The following is a 17,622-nucleotide window of genomic DNA, read 5'->3' on the forward strand; positions in this document are numbered from 1 at the left end:
CTGGGGGACGCATCCGGCCGGACGGCACCGGATGGATGACGGAACGCGCGCGACAGGAGTGTTCCAGGAGCAGCGAACGGCAGGGAAGGGTGCGATGGCGCCGGTGTGAAGGTCACCGGTACGCGGGGTGCCCGGGACCACCGCCCGAGGCGCCCGCCTCCACGCGCCGGCCGGTCGGGCGCACTCGAGCCGCAGGCCGTGCGTCGTCTCCTGCCTCACGGTCGGCCGAGGTGCCGCACCGGCTGCCGCGCCTCCGGCCGTGCGAACGCCGCCCAGTCCACGATCCGCACCGCCGCGCCGGCGGCCTCCCTGCCCCGGCATCGGGCATGGTGCCTGCGGGCCGTGCCGTCCAGGTCGAGGTGGGCACCGAAGGCCGGGTGCGCCGCCAGCCGTCGGGCGTACGCCCACAGACGCGGGTGATCGGTGATCCGGTGCACCGCGGCGGCGTCCAGGTGGTGGCGGTGCACGAGGTCCAGTTGCACCAGCGTCACCCACAACTGCACGTCCGCCAGGGTGAGTTCGTCACCCAGCAGGTAGGGCCGGGAGGCGAACCGCCACTCCAGCGCGTCCAGTGTGCGCAGCAGGGTGGCCAGCCCGGTGTCGCGTGCCGCGGGGTCGGCGTCGGACTGCCCGGCCCGCTGCGCGGTGGCGGTGATGCCGCGCTCGCAGAGCCGGCCCACGTTCTCGATCGCCTCCTCGGCACCGTGCGGGTGGAGGTCGGGACCGTGGCCGCCGAACCGCCGGGCCAGGTCCCGCAGGATGTCGGGTGTGTGCGTGCTGACGATCGTTCCGGTCCAGTCGTCGCTGAGGACCGGCGCCACCGCCGGTCCGGGGTGCTGGTGCGAACTGGCCTCGTACAGCGGGCGCAGTGCACGGTGCCCGCCGCCGGGCGCGTCCGGCACGGCCGGTAGCAGCGTCATCGGGAGCGTGCCGTCGAGGCCGAGCAGGCTGTGTGTGACGGCGATCTGCAGGCAGTACGGACAGGAGAGGGCGAGGTGCAGCCGGAAGCGCCGCGGCGTCGCGTAGTAGCCGCTGCGCGCGTCACGGCCGATCCTGCTGCGGAAGGACGGCACTGCTGTCGGGGTGGTGGCGGACACGCGTCTCCCTGGGATGCTCGGTCGTGGGCGCACGACGGTGACGGCACGCGGCGACTTCGGCACGGCCGGGATGCGGCACTCGGTCGGGTGGGGTCAGACGTGAGCGGGGACGGGACGGCCGTCGTGCGGCGAACCCGCCGCACTGCACACACGCAGGAGGTCGACATGGCGGCGGGACGTCAGCAGGGGCAGCTGCCGGACGGTGACGCGGGCAGCGTCACCGCCGGGGTCCGGCACAGCACAGTCCATGTTTCCCTACCGGTTCACTAGGAATCTCCTAGTGGAGTGTCAGGCCGCGTCCGCGCCCCGTCAAGAGGCCCTCGAACCGCGCGCGGAGCTCTCGCTGTCGTCCGGGGGCGCCAGGCCCAGGTGGTCGCGCAGGGTCGTGCCCTCGTACTCCGTGCGGAACACACCCCGCTCCTGGAGCAGCGGGACCACCTTGTCGGCGAATTCGTCCAGGCCGCCCGGGGTGATGTGCGGGACGAGGATGAAGCCGTCGCTCGCGTCGGCCTGCACCAAGTGGTTGACGGTGTTCGCGATGGTGGCCGGGGAGCCGACAAAGTTCTGCCGGTTGCCGGTGTGGATGACCAGGTCGCGGATGGACCAGTGGTTGGCGGCGGCCAGTTCGCGCCACTCGCGGGCGGTGGCCAGCGGATCCCGGTACATGCGGACCTGGGCGCGGCCCTGGGAGATGTGGTCGTCGCCGACGTCCGGGTCGATGTCGGGCAGGGGCCCTTCCGGGTCGTACGCCGACAGGTCCCGGTTCCAGACGAACTCCAGGTGTTTGATGGCGGTGGCCCCGCTGACCTGCTGCCGGCGCACCTCGCGGGCCAGTTCCTCGGCGTCCGCGTCGGTGTCGGCGAGGGCGAAGGTCGCGGCGGGCAGGATGAGCAGCTGGTCGGGGCGGCGGCCGTACTTCGCCAGGCGGGACTTCACGTCCGCGTAGAAGGCCTGGCCCGCCTCGAGGGTGCCGTGCCGGCTGAAGACGGCGTCCGCCTCGGCGGCGGCGAACTCGCGGCCCTCCTCGGAGTCCCCGGCCTGGAAGACGACCGGGCGGCCCTGCGGGGAACGCGGGACGTTGAACTGTCCGTGGATGTCGAAGTGCTGTCCGGTGTGGGCGAAGGCGCCCGCCTTGGCGTCCCGCAGGAAGGTGCCGGTGGCCGGGTCGGCGAGGATCTCGTCGCCGTGCCAGGAGTCGAAGAGTTCGTTCGCCGTGGCCAGGAACTCCTTGGCGCGGGAGTAGCGCTCCTCCTGCGGCAGGAAGCCGCCCCGGCGGAAGTTCTCGCCGGTGAAGGCGTCCCAGGAGGTGACGACGTTCCAGGCGGAGCGCCCGCCGGAGAGGTGGTCGAGACTGGCGAACTGGCGGGCCACCTCGTACGGCTCGTTGAAGGTGGAGTTGATGGTGCCCGTCAGGCCGAGGTGCTCGGTGACGGCGGCGAGCGCGGCCAGCACGGTGAAGGTGTCGGGGCGGCCGACGACGTCCAAGTCGTAGATCGCACCGCCCTGTTCGCGGAGCCTGAGTCCCTCGGCGAGGAACATGAAGTCGAACCTGGCACGCTCGGCGGTCCGCGCGAAGTGTGCGAAGGAGCTGAACTCGATGTGGCTGCCGGCCCTCGGGTCGCTCCACACGGTGGTGTTGTTGACGCCGGGGAAGTGGGCGGCCAGGTGGATCTGCTTCGGCGGCTTGCTCATGGTGGTGACGTCCCTCGGCTCAGGCGGTGACTGCGGCTGCGGCTGCGTAGCGGTTGGCGGGGCGGGGCAGGCCCAGCAGGCCGCGCAGGGTGTCGGCCTCGTAGGAGCGGCGGAAGACGCCGCGCCGCTGGAGTTCGGGCACCAGCCCCCGGGTGATCGCCGGGAGGTCGTGTCCGGCGACGGCGGGGCGCAGCCGGAAGCCGGACAGGCCGGCTCGGTGGAACTCCAGGAGGCGGTCGGCCAGTTGGGCCGGTGTCCCGGTGAAGACCGGGGCGTCGCTCGGGTACGGCTGTCCCGCGAGCGCGTCGAGCCGTTCCCGGCGTGCCCTCGCGGCGCCCGCGTCGTCGTCGAGGAGGACCACCAGGTCGCCGAAGACGTGCAGCGGTTCGGCGGACCGCCCGGCCGCCCGCTGCTCGGCGCGGATCCGAGCGACGATCGCACGGGCCTCGTCGGTGTCGTGCGGTGTGACGTAGCCGATGTCGGCGGCGCGGGCCACGAGCCGGTACGGGACGGTGTCGTGGGCGAGCGCGCTGACGATCGGCTGGCCCTGCGGCGGACGGGGGGTGATGGAGGGGCCCTTGACGCTGAAGTACGGGCCCCGGAAGTCGATGTAGTGCAGTTTGTCGCGGTCGATGAAGCGGCCGGTGGCGGCGTCCCGGATCTCGGCGTCGTCCTCCCAGCTGTCCCACAGGCGGCGCACCACCTCCACGTAGTCGGTGGCCTCGTCGAAGAGGCCGGCGACCACTTCCTGTGTGTCCGGATGGTCGTGGGCCTCGATCCGCGGGATGGTGCGGCGGCCGAAGTGCGCGGCCTCGTTCGGGCGGGCGGTGATCTGCACGCGCAGGCCCGCGCGGCCGGTGCTGATGTGATCGAGGGTGGCGATCGCCTTGGAGATGTGGAACGGCTCCGTGTGGGTGGCGACCACCGTCGGCACCAGCCCTATGTGCCGGGTCAGTGGTGCCACGCGGGAGGCGATGAGGACGGCGTCCAGACGACCGCGCACCTGGTCGGTGCGCTCGTCCGGGTCCGGGAAGTGGGACGACTGGAGGCCGAGGCCGTCCTCGATGGTCACGAAGTCGAGCAGCCCGCGCTCGGCCTCCGCGACCAGGTCGGCCCAGTAGGCGGCGGTGAACAGGTCGCGGGGGCGGGCCACCGGCTCGCGCCAGGAGGCGGGATGCCAGCCGGTGCCGTCCAGGGCGACGGCAAGGTGCAGCGGGGAACGGGATGCTGAGGACACGCGGGTGTGCCTTCCTGGAAGTCCGTGAAGGGGCGAGGACGGTTCGGGGCGGCCGGCCTTCTCGTTCTTGCTGTTCCACTGGCTCACGGTCGTTCTCCTTGCGCGTGGAACGGGTGAGGGGCGGTCAGAGGACCTTGGCGAGGAAGGTGCGGGTGCGCTCGTGCCGCGGGTCGTCCAGAACGGCCGCGGGCGGTCCCTGCTCCACGACGACTCCGCCGTCCATGAACACCACGGTGTCGGCGACCTCACGGGCGAAGCCGATCTCGTGGGTCACGACGATCATGGTGGTGCCGCTGCCGGCCAGGTCCTTGATGACGTCGAGGACCTCACCGACCAGTTCCGGGTCCAGCGCCGAGGTGGGCTCGTCGAACAGCAGCACCTTCGGTTCCAGGGCGAGGGCCCGGGCGATGGCCACGCGCTGCTGCTGCCCGCCGGAGAGCTGGCGCGGGTAGGCGTCGGCCTTGTCGGCGAGACCGACCCGGGCGAGGAGCCGGCGGGCGGTCTCCTCCGCCTCCTTGCGCGGCCTGCGCAGCGCGGAGACGGGGGCCTCGACCAGGTTGTCCAGCACGGTCAGATGCGGAAAGAGGTGGAAGTTCTGGAAGACGAACCCGATGTGGGTGCGCTGCTTCAGGACGTCCTTCTCCTTCAGCTCGTGCAGCCTGTCCCCGGAGCGGCGGTAGCCGATGAGGTCCCCGTCGACGCCGATCCAGCCGCTGTCGACCTTCTCCAGGTGGTTGATGGTGCGCAGCAGCGTGGACTTGCCGGACCCGGAGGGGCCGAGGATCACGGTGACCTCACCGGCGCGCACCTGGAGGTCGACGCCGCGCAGCACCTTCAGCGGGCCGAAACTCTTGTGGACGCCGTGGACGTCCACCATGACCTGACTCATCGGCTGTCTCCCAGGAGTTCGGGGGTCTTGAGTGCCGCAACGGGCCGGTGGCGCCGGGCCGGCGCCGCGCGCGGCGCCGGCGAAGCGGCGGGCGCGCCGGACCGGAGGGGACGTGGGCGGGCGGCGGGCCGCGCGGGTGTGGTGGTGTGCGGGGACGGCCTGGAGCGGGCCGGGTCGTCCGGGGCGGGTCTCATGTGTGCTCGGGCGGGTTGATCCGCGACGCATCGATCGCGGAGGCGCCGGTGCCCCATTTCGCGAGGATCCGGGCGTAGGTGCCGTCCTCGATGAGCTCGTTGACGGCGGCCTGGAAGGCCTTGGTGAGCGGGGAGCCCTTCTTGAAGACGAAACCGACGTCGAGACGGTGGTACTCGCCGAGGAACGCGGTCCCGGAAGCGGGCTGGGCCGCCTGGTGGCGGAGGCCGTTGATGGTCGACATGATCACGTCGATCCGGCCCTGCTGGAGCGCGGTGAGGGTCGCCCCGTTCTCCGAGTAGACCTTCACGTCGTACGGCTTCCTGCCCGCCTTCGCGCACACGCCCTTCTGTGCGGTGAGGGTCGCCTCGAAGGTGGTGCCGGCGCCGGTGCCGACGGTCAGCCCGCACAACTGGGTGAGGTCGGTGACCTTCGTCCGCAGCCGGGTGTTGCCCTTCTTCACCGCGAAGCCCTGGCCGTCGTTGATGTAGGTGACGAAGTCGATGGTCCTCAGGCGCTCACGGGTCACACCGAAGTTGCCGGTGCCGACGTCGTACTTGCCGCTGCCCAGCGCCGGCAGGATCGTCTCGAAGGAGGCGTCCTGCCGTTCCAGCTTCACGCCGAGCACCTTGGCCACGGCGTCGGCCAGATCGATGTCCTGGCCGGCGGGCGCGCTGTCCGGGCCGTTCGGGTAGTAGGCCCCGGGCGGGAAGCCGATCGAGCTGCCGACCCGCAGTGTGCCCTTCCTGCGCACGTCGGCGGGCAGCAGGGCGGCCACGGAGTCGACCTCGCGTACGGCGGCGACCGGGTCGTCGGTCGGTGCAGGAGAGGACCGGGCGGCCTGTGCCGCCGTGCCGTCGGTGGCACCGGAGCCGCAGGCGGTCAGCGCGAGCAGCGGCAGCAGGAGAGCGAGGACGGCGGCGCTGCGCGGTCCGCTTCCGGTCCTGGGGGCGTTCACAGGTCGGTGGCCTTTCCGGGGTGCGAGGTGATGGCGAGGTGCTCCTCCAACGGCAGCGGGCCGATGCCCTCCGGGCCGGCCGCCGTGTCGAGCCGCGGCGTGCATCCGGTGGCGAGGTGGAGGCCGCCGGCTTCCGGCCGGCGTGGGCCGGTGGTCCATCGGATCCGCCGCTCTCCGCGAGCACGCGCCGCGCGCTCCTGTTCGGCAGGCACGCGCCGGGCGGGGTCGTGGGTGGCGGCGGTGCCTGGGCATTCCACGGGCATGGCGATGGCCTTTCGGAAGCGACCGCACGCGGGCATGGCGGAACCGCCCCGCGAACGGGCATGGGTGATGAATCGTCAGACAGGCGGGTGCGTAAGGGCGTGACGACGTCGGGCGTCAGGAGGAACGGAGCTGCGGCAGCGCGCGTGAAGAGAGAACCCGGCCCGCAACGGGGGCACCGAGGGAGGGAAGGGCCGGTCGGACGGCCCGCTGCCGGATCAGGCGCAACACGCGGCCGACCACACCCGACCGAAGTCGATGTGGTGGCGCGAGACCAAGCGCTCCTGGGCAGTCATGCGGTCAATTGAGCAGGACATCCCGCTGTTCGTCAAGCGGCGGCCGGATGCCGGACACCGTCTCGGACCGCCTCTCCCAACGCCTTGTTGACACATCCGTGCCAGGGGCACATAGCATCTCGGTGACGGACCGGCCCCGCCCTGGCGCGGCAGCCCTTCCGGCCGCGTTGAGGGACGCGGCGAACGTGACGACGCCGAACCCCGGCCGCACCGCACCCCGCGCATCGCCCGCACCGTTGCGCCTCCCTGCGGATGTCACCGGGTGATCACCCACGCCTGCGACTTCCCTCCCGGAGAGCCTCCCGATGGTCACACCATCCGACGTCACATCCGTCTCTGCCGCCAAGTCCCCGGGGCCCGCGCCCGCCCCGGGACCCGACCTGCCGCGGGTCGTGCCTCGCCGCCGCATCGGCCGGTGGGTGGCCGCTGCCGCCGCCCTGCTGGTGTTCTCGATGGTGCTCAACTCGGTCGTCCGCAACGAGGCCTTCCAGTGGGGCGTGGTGGGGCGGTACTTCACCAGCGCCGCCGTGCTCGACGGGCTGGTGCTCACCCTGTGGCTGACGGGCGCGGTGATGGTGCTCGGGTTCCTGCTCGGCACCGTGCTCGCGGTGATGCGGCTTTCGGACAATCCGGTGCTGCGCACACTGAGCTGGGGCTACGTGTGGATCTTCCGGTCCACGCCGCTGCTGGTGCAGCTGCTGTTCTGGTTCAACATCGGTGCCCTGTACCCGACGCTGGGCCTCGGCATCCCGTACGGGCCGGAGTTCGTCACCGTCACCACGGTGCACCTGCTCGGCCCCACCCTCACCGCCGTCATCGGCCTGACCCTGCACGAGGCCGCCTACGCCGCCGAGGTCGTGCGCGGCGGCATCCTCTCCGTCGACGCCGGCCAGACCGAGGCGGCGCAAGCGCTCGGCCTGCCCGGGCACCGCACCCTGCGCCGGATCGTCGTCCCCCAGGCGATGCGCTCCATCGTGCCGACCGCAGGGAACATGCTGATCGGCACGCTCAAGGGCACCAGCATCGTCAGCGTGCTCGCCGTGCACGACCTGCTGTACTCGGTGCAGCTCATCTACAACCAGACGTACCAGGTCATCCCGCTGCTGATGGTCGCCACGCTCTGGTACGTCGCGGTCACCAGCGTGCTCGGCGCGGGCCAGTACTACGTCGAGCGGTACTACGCGCGCGGCGACTCCCGGGCGCTGCCGCCCACTCCGCTGCAGCGGCTGCGCGGTCGCCTCTCCGTCGTACGCACCCGGCTGCGCGTCCCGGCGGCCGCCGACGTCCGCCCCGCGACCGGCGGTGACCGGTGAGCGGCGTCCCCGCCCCGGCCGTCCTGGTCGTCGTCGGCGCGGGGCCGCGCGCCACCGGCCTGCTGGAGCGGATCGCGGCGAACGCCCCCGAACTCTGGGACGGCACAAGGGCGTTGCGCATCCACCTCGTCGACCCGCACCCGCCCGGCCCGGGACGGATCTGGCGGCACGAGCAGTCCCCGCTGCTGCGCATGAACTCCATGGCCGAGGACGTCACCATGTTCACCGACGAGTCCTCCACGATCGAGGGCCCGGTACGGCCCGGCCCCTCCCTCGCCGAATGGGCCGCCCGGCACGCCGGTCACGACCCGCGGCGCTCACCGCACTCCCCCGGCCTCCCGGCCCCTCCCCCGGCCCCGGCCGCGCCCGAACCGGAAGACGCCCCCCGAGCCCGCACGGCGTCCCCACCGCCCGCCGACCCGGACGTGCTCGCGGAACTGCGCACGCTGGCCGGCAGCGACTTCCCCACCCGCCGCGCCCAGAGCGCCTACCTGGACTGGGTGTTCCGCCGGGCGCTGGCCGAACTGCCGCCGTCCGTCACCGTCGAGTGGCACCGGGCCACGGCGACGGCCGTCACCGGGCCTGCGGACGGGCCGCAGTGCGTGCACTTGGCCGACCGTGCCACCCCGCTCACCGCCGACCTGGTGGTGCTCGCCCAGGGACACATCAGCTCCGCACCGGACGCACGGCACCGCGCGCACGCCGAGTTCGCCCGCCGCCACGGTCTCTTCCACCTCCCGCCGGAGTTCTCCTCCGACGCCGACCTGTCGGCGCTGCGGCCCGGCGAGCACGTCATCGTCCGCGGGTTCGGGCTGGCGTTCATCGACCTGATGGCGCTCCTCACCGAGGGGCGCGGCGGCTCCTACCGCACCGAAGCCGACGGCACCCTCACCTACCTCCCGTCCGGCCGCGAGCCCGTCCTCCACGTCGGATCGCGACGCGGGGTGCCGTACCACTCCAAGACCCGCTACCGCCTGCGCGGGCCCAGGCCCCCGCTGCCACGCCACTTCGGTCCCGACGCGGTCGACGCCCTGCTCGCCGGGGCACGCCCGCTGGACCTGCGCCACGACGTGTGGCCGCTGATGGCCAAGGAGATCGGCTACGGTCACTACCACGAGCTCTTCCACGCCCGTCCCGGGCGCACCACGCTGCCCTGGCCGGACTTCGCCGACTCCTACGACCGACTCGACTGGTACTCGGACGACATGGCCGCCCTCGTTGCCTCCGCCGTGCCCGATCCGGCGGACCGGCTGGACTTCGAAGCCCTCGACCACCCCCTGGACGGCGTGTCCTTCGACACGCCGGAAGCGTTCCAGGAGCATCTGCGCGACCACATCGCGCGGGACGTCGCACGCCGCGAGAACCCGGAGTTCAGTGCCGACCTCGGGGCGTTCCTCGCCCTGCTGTCCGTCTACGGCCACCTGCCCCGCCTGGTCGCCTCCGGCCGGCTCACGGCCCGCTCGGTCGCCGACGACCTCGACGGCTGGTGGCACGGCTTCTTCAGCTTCCTCGCCTCCGGCCCGCCCGGCTTCCGCCTGCGCCAGCTCCTGGCGCTGTCGCGGGCCGGCGTCGTCCGCTTCGTCGGCGCGGAGATCCGGATCGGCACCGACGAGGCCACCGGCACGTTCACCGCGACCAGCCCCACCGTCCCCGGCCGTCCCGTCCACGCCGGGGCCCTGATCGAGGCGTACCTGCCGCGCCCCTCCCTGGCCCGCACCGAGGACCCGCTCCTGCGCGGCCTGTACCGGGACGGCGCGCTCGCCGAGGAGGTCGTCGCCGACGCCACCCACACCCACCGCTCCGGCCTGCTGGCCGTCTCCCCCGCCGACGGCCACGTCGTCGACCCCTCACTGCGCGGCCCTCATCCCCGCCGCATCGCCCTCGGCGCACCCACCAACAGCAGGGCCGTCGCCGCCTTCGCCCGTCCCCGCACCGACGCCCCGGTCTTCCGCCAGAACGACGCGGTGGCCCGCGCCCTGCTGCGCACCCTGAGCGCCCTGCCCGGGTCCCCGTCCCCGTCCCCGTCCCCGACGAGCCCGCCGGCCACCCGGCCGGCGATGTCGCAGACCGCTTCCGCGATCGCGCACACCCCGCGTTCGCCCGGCCCGCCCGACCCGGCGGAGCCGGCCGACGGACCACCGGGGCGGCCCTGGGCGGGCGTGCGGTGAGGGAGCTGCCATGACGTGGTCGACGGGGCTCGCCGGGTTCGCGTTCGGCCTGTTGACAGCGGTGGTCACCGCGCCGGTGGGAGTGTCCGGCGCGGTGTTCCTGCTGCCCGTGCAGCTGAGCGTGCTCGGTGTGGCCGGCCCGGCGGTCACGCCCACGAACCTGCTGTTCAACGTGGTGGCCGGGCCCGGTGCCCTGGTGCGCTACCGCCGTGCGGGTTTGCTGCACAGCCCGCTGACCCGCCTTCTGCTCGCCGGCACCCTGCCCGGGGTGGTCGTGGGAGCCGTGCTGCGGGTCTTCGCCGTTCCCGGCGCGACGGCCTTCCGCCTCCTGGTCGCCGTTCTGCTACTGCCTCTGGGCCTGTGGCTCGTCGCGCGTACCCTCCGGCCCGCCCGGCACACCCCGGCCCAGGCTCCCTCCCGCCGTGCCGTCACCGGACTCGCTCTGGTCGTCGGGGTCGTCGGCGGGATCTACGGGATCGGCGGCGGATCCGTCCTCGGGCCCGTCCTGGTCGGCCGGGGCCTGCCGGTCGCCCGGGTGGCGCCCGCCGCCCTCGCGTCGACCTTCGCCACGTCCGTGGCCGGCGCGTCGACCTTCGCGCTGCTGTCCCTGACCGGTTCCGGTGCCGTCGCCCCCGACTGGTACCTCGGCCTGGCCTGCGGTCTGGGCGGTCTGATCGGCGGCTACTTCGGGGCGCGTCTGCAACCGCGGCTGCCCGAAACCGCGCTGCGTCTGGTGCTCGGCGCCCTGGCCGTCGCCCTCGGTGCCCTCTACGCCGTGCAGTCACTGCGCTGACGGTCCCGCTCCCACAGAGACGACGGCAACGACAGCTACGGCTGCGCCGGCGGAATGCACCGGACCGGTGAATCAACAGGATCGGCGGGATCCGCACGTCGACCTCACCGTGCAGTCGGTGCATTGTGAACGCCGTACTGCACTCGCATGTCGGACTGTTGAGAACGTGCGACGTATTCCCACGGCACATTGACGTGGCCGCCCTTCGCTGAAACTCTCGTAACCGTGATCCCGTCCAAGAACCTCGCCGCCCGTCTGCACGTCGATTTGCGACGTCAGGCCAGCGCCATCTGTGCCTGAATCGTCGCAGCCATCTCGGACGAGGCCCTTCCTCCGATCAGGGTTCTCCACTTCCAGGAACGCATTTCGCCGCGTTCCTCATCGTTCAACGGAACTGCGCACGGACAGAATTCCGGAAGGTTTCCGGGAATTCCCCCAATTCCCGCCGGAACAGGCGACGTCAGAAACACAATGCGCTTTCCAGCAGCTCCAGCCGATCTCGAACAGGAATCGCCCATGGCCACGACGGCATCGAACCGACGACAGTTCCTCTCCCTGCTCGGTCTTTCGGCGGTCGCCGTGGGCTGCGGCCCGGTCGCCACGGGCGCCACCGCCGGCGGGGGCCGGACCAGGACCATCCGGTACCAGGGCTGGGCGGGCCAGGTCATCCTGCCCGAACTGGCCGAGGACCTCGGCTATTTGGAGGACGTGACACTGGAGTGGGTCGGCAACACGAGCAGCGGACCGCAGGACATCCAGTCCGCGGCCACGGGCCAGACCGACTTCGGCGGCGCGTTCAACGGCGCGGTCGTCAAACTGGCCGCCAACAACGCCCCCGTCAAAGCCGTCATCAGCTACTACGGCGCCGACCAGTACGCCTACAACGGCTTCTACGTCCTTGAGGACAGCCCCGTCCGCTCGGCCCGGGACCTGATCGGCGCAAAGGTGGGGATGAACACGCTCGGCGCGCACGCCGAGGCCATGCTCGACATCTACCTGCGCAGGGGCGGTCTGCCCCGGGCGCAGATCGGCACGGTGGAGCCACTCGTGGTGCCCCCGGTCAGCACCGAGCAGTCGCTGCGTCAGAAGCAGATCGACGTGGCCGTGCTCGGCGGCATCCTGCGCGACAAGGCCCTGGCCGCCGGTGGCATCCGCCCGCTGTTCACGGACTACCGCCTGCTCGGCGCGTTCAGCGCCGGCACCTACGTGATGACGGACCGTTTCCTGAAGCAGAACCCCGACACGGCCCGGACCTTCGTCACCGCCGTCGGAAAGGCGATCGAGTGGTCCCGTTCCACTCCGCACGAGGAGGTCGTCGCCCGGATGACGGACATCGTGAAGAGGCGCGGCCGCAACGAGGACACCGCGCCCCTGAAGTACTGGCGGTCCTACGGCGTCGCCGAGACGGCGGGCCGGATCACCTCCGAGGAGCTCCAGCTGTGGATCGACTGGCTCGCCGAGCGCGGTGACATCGACAGGGACCGGGTCACGTTGTCGGACCTCTACACCAATGAGTTCAACGCCGCGGGTCAGGGCGCCGTGGCACCGTCCGCTGCGGCCTCCTCCGCCACGACGAGCGGGAGCTGATCCCATGCCCGGAACCACCACGCAGTCCCCGACGCCCAAGATCGTGTTCAAGGACGTACGGAAGGAGTTCACCGTCAAGGACCGCGCGGGAAACCGGCGGACGAGCCGGTTCACCGCCCTCGACGGTGTCGACCTGGAGATCGCGGACGGCGAGTTCGTCGTCATCGTGGGCCCGAGCGGCTGCGGGAAGTCGACCCTGCTGGACCTGCTCGCCGGCCTCGACCGGCCCACCGGCGGGCGGATCCTGCTGGACGGCCGGCCCGTCACCGGTCCGGGACCGGACCGGAGCGTCGTGTTCCAGCAGTACGCGCTGCTGCCGTGGCGGACGGCGCTCGGAAACGTCGAGTTCGGACTGGAGGCCACCGGCGTGCCGCGGCGTCCACGTGCCGCGCGCGCCAGGGAGTTCCTCGGGCTCGTCGGCCTCTCCGGGTTCGAGGACCGGCATCCGCACGAGTTGTCGGGCGGGATGCGGCAGCGGGTGGCGATCGCCCGCAGCCTCGCCTACGACCCCGGCGTCCTGCTGATGGACGAGCCGTTCGCCGCACTGGACGCGCAGACCCGGGAGTCGCTCCAGGACGAGCTGCTGCGCATCTGGCAGCGCACCGGCAAGACCGTCGTCTTCATCACCCACGGCATCGACGAGGCGGTCTACCTGGGACAGCGCGTCGCCGTCATGACGTCGCGGCCGGGACGCGTCAAACAGGTCGTGCCGGTCGCCCTCGGCTCCCGTACGGCCACGGACGACCTGCGTTCCAGTCCCGAGTTCGCACGCCACCGGCACCGGATCTGGTCACTGCTGCACGACGAGGTAACCAGGGCCCAGCGGTTGGAGAAGGAGGAGGTTTCCGTATGAGCCCCGTACCGGGCACGACCACCGGCAGCGGCACGACGGCACCGGACTCCGCACAAGCCGCCGCACCCCTGTCGGCCCCCGCGCTTCCCGCACCGTCCGCACCCACTGCCTCCGCGCCGTCCGAAGGTCCGTCCTCGGACGCACGCCGGGCCCTCGCCACCACGGAACGGATCCGCCGGTCGGTGCGCCGGCTGCCCCACCTGCTGCTGGGCGGGGCGACCAGGTCCGCGGCGATCGTGGCGCTGGTGCTGCTGTGGGAGGCCGCGCCGCGACTCGGCCTGGCCGACCGGACCTTCCTGCCGCCGTTCAGTGAGGTCGCCGCCGCCTGGTGGGACCTGGCCGCCGACGGCCAGTTGGCCGACAACGCACGCGCCAGTCTGGTGCGCTCCTTGAGTGGATTCGGTCTCGCCGTGGTCTGCGCCGTACCGCTGGGCCTGCTGATCGGCTGGTACCGGCCGGTCGCCGACGTCCTGGGGCCGCTCCTCGAGGTCTTCCGCAACACGGCGGCGCTGGCCCTGCTCCCGGTGTTCGTGCTGCTGCTGGGCATCGGCGAGACCTCGAAGATCTCCATCGTGGTGTACGCGTGCACCTGGCCCGTCCTGCTCAACACCATCAGCGCGGTCCGCACCGTCGACCCGACCCTGCTGAAGCTGGCGAAGTCGATGGACCTGTCCGCGGCCCGGGTGTTCCAGAAGGTCATCCTGCCGTCCTCGGTACCGATGATCTTCACCGGCATCCGGCTGGCCGGAGCGGTGTCGATCCTGGTGCTGGTCGCCGCCGAGATGATCGGCGCCAAGGCGGGCCTCGGATACCTGATCAACGCCTCGCAGTACAACTTCGCGATCCCGCAGATGTACGCGGGCATCGTCACGATCTCCGCCATCGGCGTGGCCTTCAACCAGTTGCTGGTGGCCCTGGAGAAGCGGCTCAGCTCCTGGCGCGTACCCGCCGGCGGCTGAACCCGGCCGCCCTCTCCACGACCGTCCCCGACCGATCACCTCCCGACCGGTCACCTCCCGACCGGTCACCTCCCGACCGGTCACCACCTGACGGCCACCACCTGGCGGCCACTTCACGGAAGGACACCCGCATGACCACCGGCACCGGCTTCGACATCCGCAGGATCGGCGGCCGCATCGGCGCCGAGATCCTCGGCGTGGATCTCTCCGCCGACCTCGACCCCGCCGTCGTCACCGAGATCAACTCCGCGCTCCTCGAACACAAGGCGCTCGTCTTCCGCGACCAGCAGCTCGACGACGCGGGCCAGCTCCGTTTCGCCTCCCTCTTCGGTGAACTCACCGCCGCCCACCCCACCGTGGCCTCCGTCGAGGGCCGGCCGCAGATCCTGCCCGTCGACGGCGAAGAAGGCATCCGCGCCAACCAGTGGCACACGGACGTCACCTTCGTCCGGACGCCCCCGAAGGCGTCCACGCTGCGCAGCATCGTGGTGCCGCCCTACGGCGGCAACACCCTCATCGCCAACTCGGCCGCCGCCTACCGGGACCTGCCCGACCCGCTGCGCGAGCTCGCCGACCGGCTGTGGGCCGTGCACACCAACGACTACGACTACGCCGCCCCGAGGAACGAGAAGGCGGCCGAGTACCGCAGGCGGTTCGTCTCCCGTACGTACCGCACCGCCCACCCCGTCGTCCGCGTGCACCCGGAGACCGGCGAGCGCGGGCTGTTCATCGGCGGCTTCGCCCAGACCCTCGTCGGCCTCGGCTCCTCCGACTCCCGCGACCTGCTGCGCATCCTCCAGTCGTACGTCACCCGACCCGAGAACATCGTGCGTGTGACCTGGACGCCCGGTGACCTCGTCCTGTTCGACAACCGCATCACCCAGCACTACGCGCCCGACGACTACGGCGACCTCCCGCGCCTGCTGCACCGGGTGACCGTCGCCGGCGACGTCCCGGCCGGTGTGGACGGCAGCCGCAGCTACATCGTCGAGGGCGACGACGCCTCCGACTACACCCCGGTCGCGGCTGCCTGAGACCCATGAACCGCCGGGCAGGGGACACGCGCCCCTGCCCGGCGGTTCGTGGAACGGCGGCGGGGCGCGCGGGCCCGTCTCAGGACGTCACGAGAGGTACGCCTCCACCTCACTGAACTGGGCCGCCGGCCAGCCGGTGTTGCCGGTGACGTGCAGCCGCAGGTGGCGGACGCTGCCGCTGACCGGGATGGTCACGGTGTTGCCGGTGGCCGGGTCGAAGCGGTAGTCCTTCGAGGCGACCAGCGTCGCGTACGCCGAGCCGTCGGTGCTGCCCTGCACGGACAGTGTCTGGGTGCGGGCCTGCCACGCGGCCTGCGGCGGCAGCTTCAGCACCAGCCGGCGCACGGTCCGCGTGGAGCCGAGGTCGACCGTCAGGGACTGCGGGAAGGCGTGGTTGGCGGACTCCCAGTAGGTGTTCGCGTCGCCGTCGACGGCCTTGCCCGGGGTGTAGACGTCCTGGGAGCCGGTGGCCGTGGCCGTGCGGCCCCGGGCGAGGTTCACGTCCGGGTCGGGGTCGGGGGTGCCCTGGCCGGGCTGCGGCCACGTGGAGCAGTCCGGCCAGGTGCTGTCCCAGCCGGAGTTGCCGCCGCCGTCGGTGAGCGTGAAGGCGCCCGAGCCCGCCGGGTAGGGGCAGTTGTAGACGCCGGCCGAGCCGACGCCGGTCGCGGTGACGTCGCGGAAGGTGACGGCGCCCTGGGTCTCCGCCTGCACGACGACCGTGCCCACCCGGTTCACGGTGGCGCCGTCGACGGTGATGTTCTTCGCGGCGTGTCCGCGTCCGCCGCCGGAGACGAACTCGAAGGCGCTGTAGGGACTGTCGGTGACGGTCGTGTTCGTGATCTTCACCTGCGCCTCGACGGCGCTGTCGTAGGAGTCGACGCGCAGGGCGCCCATCGGGTGGTTCCAGTTGGGGTTCATCGCGCCGGTGCGCACGAGGGTGTTGCCGTCGACGGTGATGGTGCCGGACAGCGGGTGGAAGGGGTCGAGGAACTTCTGGTTGGAGATGGCGATGCCGCTGCCGAGGGCGTTGGTGTCGGTGACCAGGTTGTTCCGGACGGTGATGTCGGTGCCGCCGTAGATCGCGATGCCGTTGGCGAGGTTCGGCTGCGAGACGGTGTTGTTCTCGAAGGTGCTGTCGGTGTTCGGCGCGTACAGCGACCACATGGCGAGCGCGTCGTCGCCCTGGTTGCGCAGGAAGTTGTTGCGGACCGTCACGCCGCGTGCGTTGCCGTTGAGGTTGAGTCCGTCGGCCGTCATGTCGAGGAAGCGGTTGTTCTCCACGACGAGGTTGTCGTTGGTGCCGGTCAGCCAGAGGCCCACCTTGAGGTGCTGGAGCCACATGCCGGAGACGGAGGAGTTCGGGCCGAGGGAGCCGTTGACGAAGTTGTCCGGGTTGGAGTCGACCCGTTCGGTGACCTCGCCGATGACCGCGAAGTCCTGGATGCGGACGTTGCCCGCGGAGTTCTGCTGGTCGATGAAGCGGGAGGTGCGCACGATCGAGTGCCAGTGTCCGGCGCCCCGCAGGGTGACGTTCTGTACGCCGTTCAGTGAGGAGGTGAGGCGGTACTCGCCCGGCGGTATCCACACCACTCCTCCCTGGGCGGCGGCGATGGCCTCCCGGAACGCCTGTGTGGAGTCGCCCTGGCCGGTGGGGTCGGCGCCCTTGTCGGTCACGGAGACGGAGCCGGCGGGCCGCGCGGCCGGACCGGCGGCCTGCTCGAAGTCGGCGACGTCCACGGTGACCTGGACGCCGGTGGCCTGGAGGGCGACCTTGTCCCCGGCCTGCACGTCACGGCCGAGCAGCAGCCGGGAGTTGGCGTAGAAGTGGTGGGTGCGGGCGCCGGGGATCCAGCCGGTGTCGACGTAGGAGTACTTGGAGGTCACCGGGAGGGTCCTGGCGAGCTTCTGGCCGTTGACGTACACGTCGAGCGAGCCGGACTGGCCGTCGGGGACGCTGTAGGCCACGTTCACGGCGTTGGCCGCGCGCGGCACCGTGAACTCCACGCGCTGACCCGCGTTCAGTCGTACCGCCCGGCGGCCGGAGGCCTCGGAGGCGAGGGTGCCCTGGGTGTGGTCGGGGCCGATCTTCGAGCCGGTGGTGGTGGCGGACTCGGCCTCGACGGAGGTGAAGGGGAGGGTGGCGCCCGCGGCGTGGGCGGGCACGGGGGCCAGGGCGACGAGCGTGCCGGCGGCCAGGGCGACCGCGACAGCGACCGCGGACATGCTCCTGACGGTGGACCGGGTGGTTCCGTGCGTGCTCATGTGCTGATCCCTTCGTGTGGGGGTGCGGGAA

General features: G+C 71.9%; 15 protein-coding genes. 8 read left to right on the top strand and 7 right to left on the bottom strand.

From position 1 onward, the window contains the following. Positions 1 to 215: 215 nt before the first annotated feature. From FGW31_RS03865 to FGW31_RS35465, 6 genes are all read right to left on the bottom strand, one after another. On the bottom strand, positions 216 to 1,097 hold the full coding sequence (locus FGW31_RS03865; RefSeq protein ID WP_142191898.1) for a glutathione S-transferase C-terminal domain-containing protein: 882 nt from the start codon (positions 1,095 to 1,097) through the stop codon (positions 216 to 218). A gap of 309 nt (positions 1,098 to 1,406) precedes the next feature. Next, positions 1,407 to 2,789, bottom strand: coding sequence for an NtaA/DmoA family FMN-dependent monooxygenase (locus FGW31_RS03870; RefSeq protein WP_142191899.1), 1,383 nt, complete (start codon positions 2,787 to 2,789; stop codon positions 1,407 to 1,409). Positions 2,790 to 2,808: 19 nt separating this feature from the next. Beyond that, positions 2,809 to 4,026: an LLM class flavin-dependent oxidoreductase gene (locus tag FGW31_RS03875; protein WP_142191900.1), complete on the bottom strand. Its 1,218-nt coding sequence runs from the start codon at positions 4,024 to 4,026 to the stop codon at positions 2,809 to 2,811. Positions 4,027 to 4,150: 124 nt separating this feature from the next. Further along, positions 4,151 to 4,915, bottom strand: coding sequence for an amino acid ABC transporter ATP-binding protein (locus FGW31_RS03880; RefSeq protein ID WP_142191901.1), 765 nt, complete (start codon positions 4,913 to 4,915; stop codon positions 4,151 to 4,153). Positions 4,916 to 5,105: 190 nt separating this feature from the next. After that, the gene (locus FGW31_RS03885) at positions 5,106 to 6,065 is read right to left on the bottom strand and encodes an ABC transporter substrate-binding protein (RefSeq protein ID WP_233452374.1); all 960 of its coding nucleotides are present in this window, start codon (positions 6,063 to 6,065) and stop codon (positions 5,106 to 5,108) included. Continuing rightward, the gene (locus FGW31_RS35465) at positions 6,062 to 6,277 is read right to left on the bottom strand and encodes a hypothetical protein (protein ID WP_373303465.1); all 216 of its coding nucleotides are present in this window, start codon (positions 6,275 to 6,277) and stop codon (positions 6,062 to 6,064) included. The genes FGW31_RS03885 and FGW31_RS35465 overlap by 4 nt, the downstream gene beginning before the upstream one ends. Before the next feature lie 650 nt (positions 6,278 to 6,927). Between FGW31_RS35465 and FGW31_RS03890 the strand changes: the two genes are divergently transcribed. The 8 genes from FGW31_RS03890 to FGW31_RS03920 all read left to right on the top strand — a co-directional run bounded on the left by FGW31_RS03890 (position 6,928) and on the right by FGW31_RS03920 (position 15,329). Then, positions 6,928 to 7,935, top strand: coding sequence for an amino acid ABC transporter permease (locus FGW31_RS03890; protein ID WP_142191903.1), 1,008 nt, complete (start codon positions 6,928 to 6,930; stop codon positions 7,933 to 7,935). Beyond that, positions 7,932 to 10,103, top strand: a complete 2,172-nt coding sequence (locus FGW31_RS03895) for an FAD/NAD(P)-binding protein (RefSeq protein WP_142191904.1) — start codon at positions 7,932 to 7,934, stop codon at positions 10,101 to 10,103. Before FGW31_RS03890 ends, FGW31_RS03895 begins: the two co-directional genes overlap by 4 nt. 10 nt (positions 10,104 to 10,113) lie before the next feature. Next, a complete protein-coding gene (locus FGW31_RS03900) occupies positions 10,114 to 10,896 on the top strand; it encodes a sulfite exporter TauE/SafE family protein (protein ID WP_142191905.1) in 783 nt (260 codons plus the stop codon). Positions 10,897 to 11,121: 225 nt separating this feature from the next. Then, the gene (locus tag FGW31_RS36175; RefSeq protein WP_373303468.1) at positions 11,122 to 11,196 is read left to right on the top strand and encodes a putative leader peptide; all 75 of its coding nucleotides are present in this window, start codon (positions 11,122 to 11,124) and stop codon (positions 11,194 to 11,196) included. 216 nt (positions 11,197 to 11,412) lie between these two features. Beyond that, positions 11,413 to 12,483 carry an ABC transporter substrate-binding protein gene (locus tag FGW31_RS03905; protein ID WP_142191906.1) on the top strand — a complete coding sequence of 357 codons (1,071 nt, stop codon included), beginning with the start codon at positions 11,413 to 11,415 and terminating at the stop codon, positions 12,481 to 12,483. A gap of 4 nt (positions 12,484 to 12,487) precedes the next feature. After that, positions 12,488 to 13,336, top strand: a complete 849-nt coding sequence (locus FGW31_RS03910) for an ABC transporter ATP-binding protein (protein ID WP_142191907.1) — start codon at positions 12,488 to 12,490, stop codon at positions 13,334 to 13,336. Then, positions 13,333 to 14,295, top strand: a complete 963-nt coding sequence (locus tag FGW31_RS03915) for an ABC transporter permease (protein ID WP_208765803.1) — start codon at positions 13,333 to 13,335, stop codon at positions 14,293 to 14,295. Before FGW31_RS03910 ends, FGW31_RS03915 begins: the two co-directional genes overlap by 4 nt. 131 nt (positions 14,296 to 14,426) lie before the next feature. Then, entirely contained in the window at positions 14,427 to 15,329 is a 903-nt protein-coding gene (locus tag FGW31_RS03920) for a TauD/TfdA dioxygenase family protein (RefSeq protein ID WP_142191908.1), read from the top strand. Between the two features lie 87 nt (positions 15,330 to 15,416). Here the strand turns inward: FGW31_RS03920 and FGW31_RS03925 are convergent, their stop codons facing one another. Further along, a complete protein-coding gene (locus tag FGW31_RS03925; protein ID WP_142191909.1) occupies positions 15,417 to 17,591 on the bottom strand; it encodes a discoidin domain-containing protein in 2,175 nt (724 codons plus the stop codon). Positions 17,592 to 17,622 lie beyond the last annotated feature (31 nt).

The sequence above is a fragment of the Streptomyces calvus genome, from assembly GCF_006782915.1.
In the GTDB taxonomy this organism is placed as follows: Bacteria; Actinomycetota; Actinomycetes; order Streptomycetales; family Streptomycetaceae; genus Streptomyces; species Streptomyces calvus.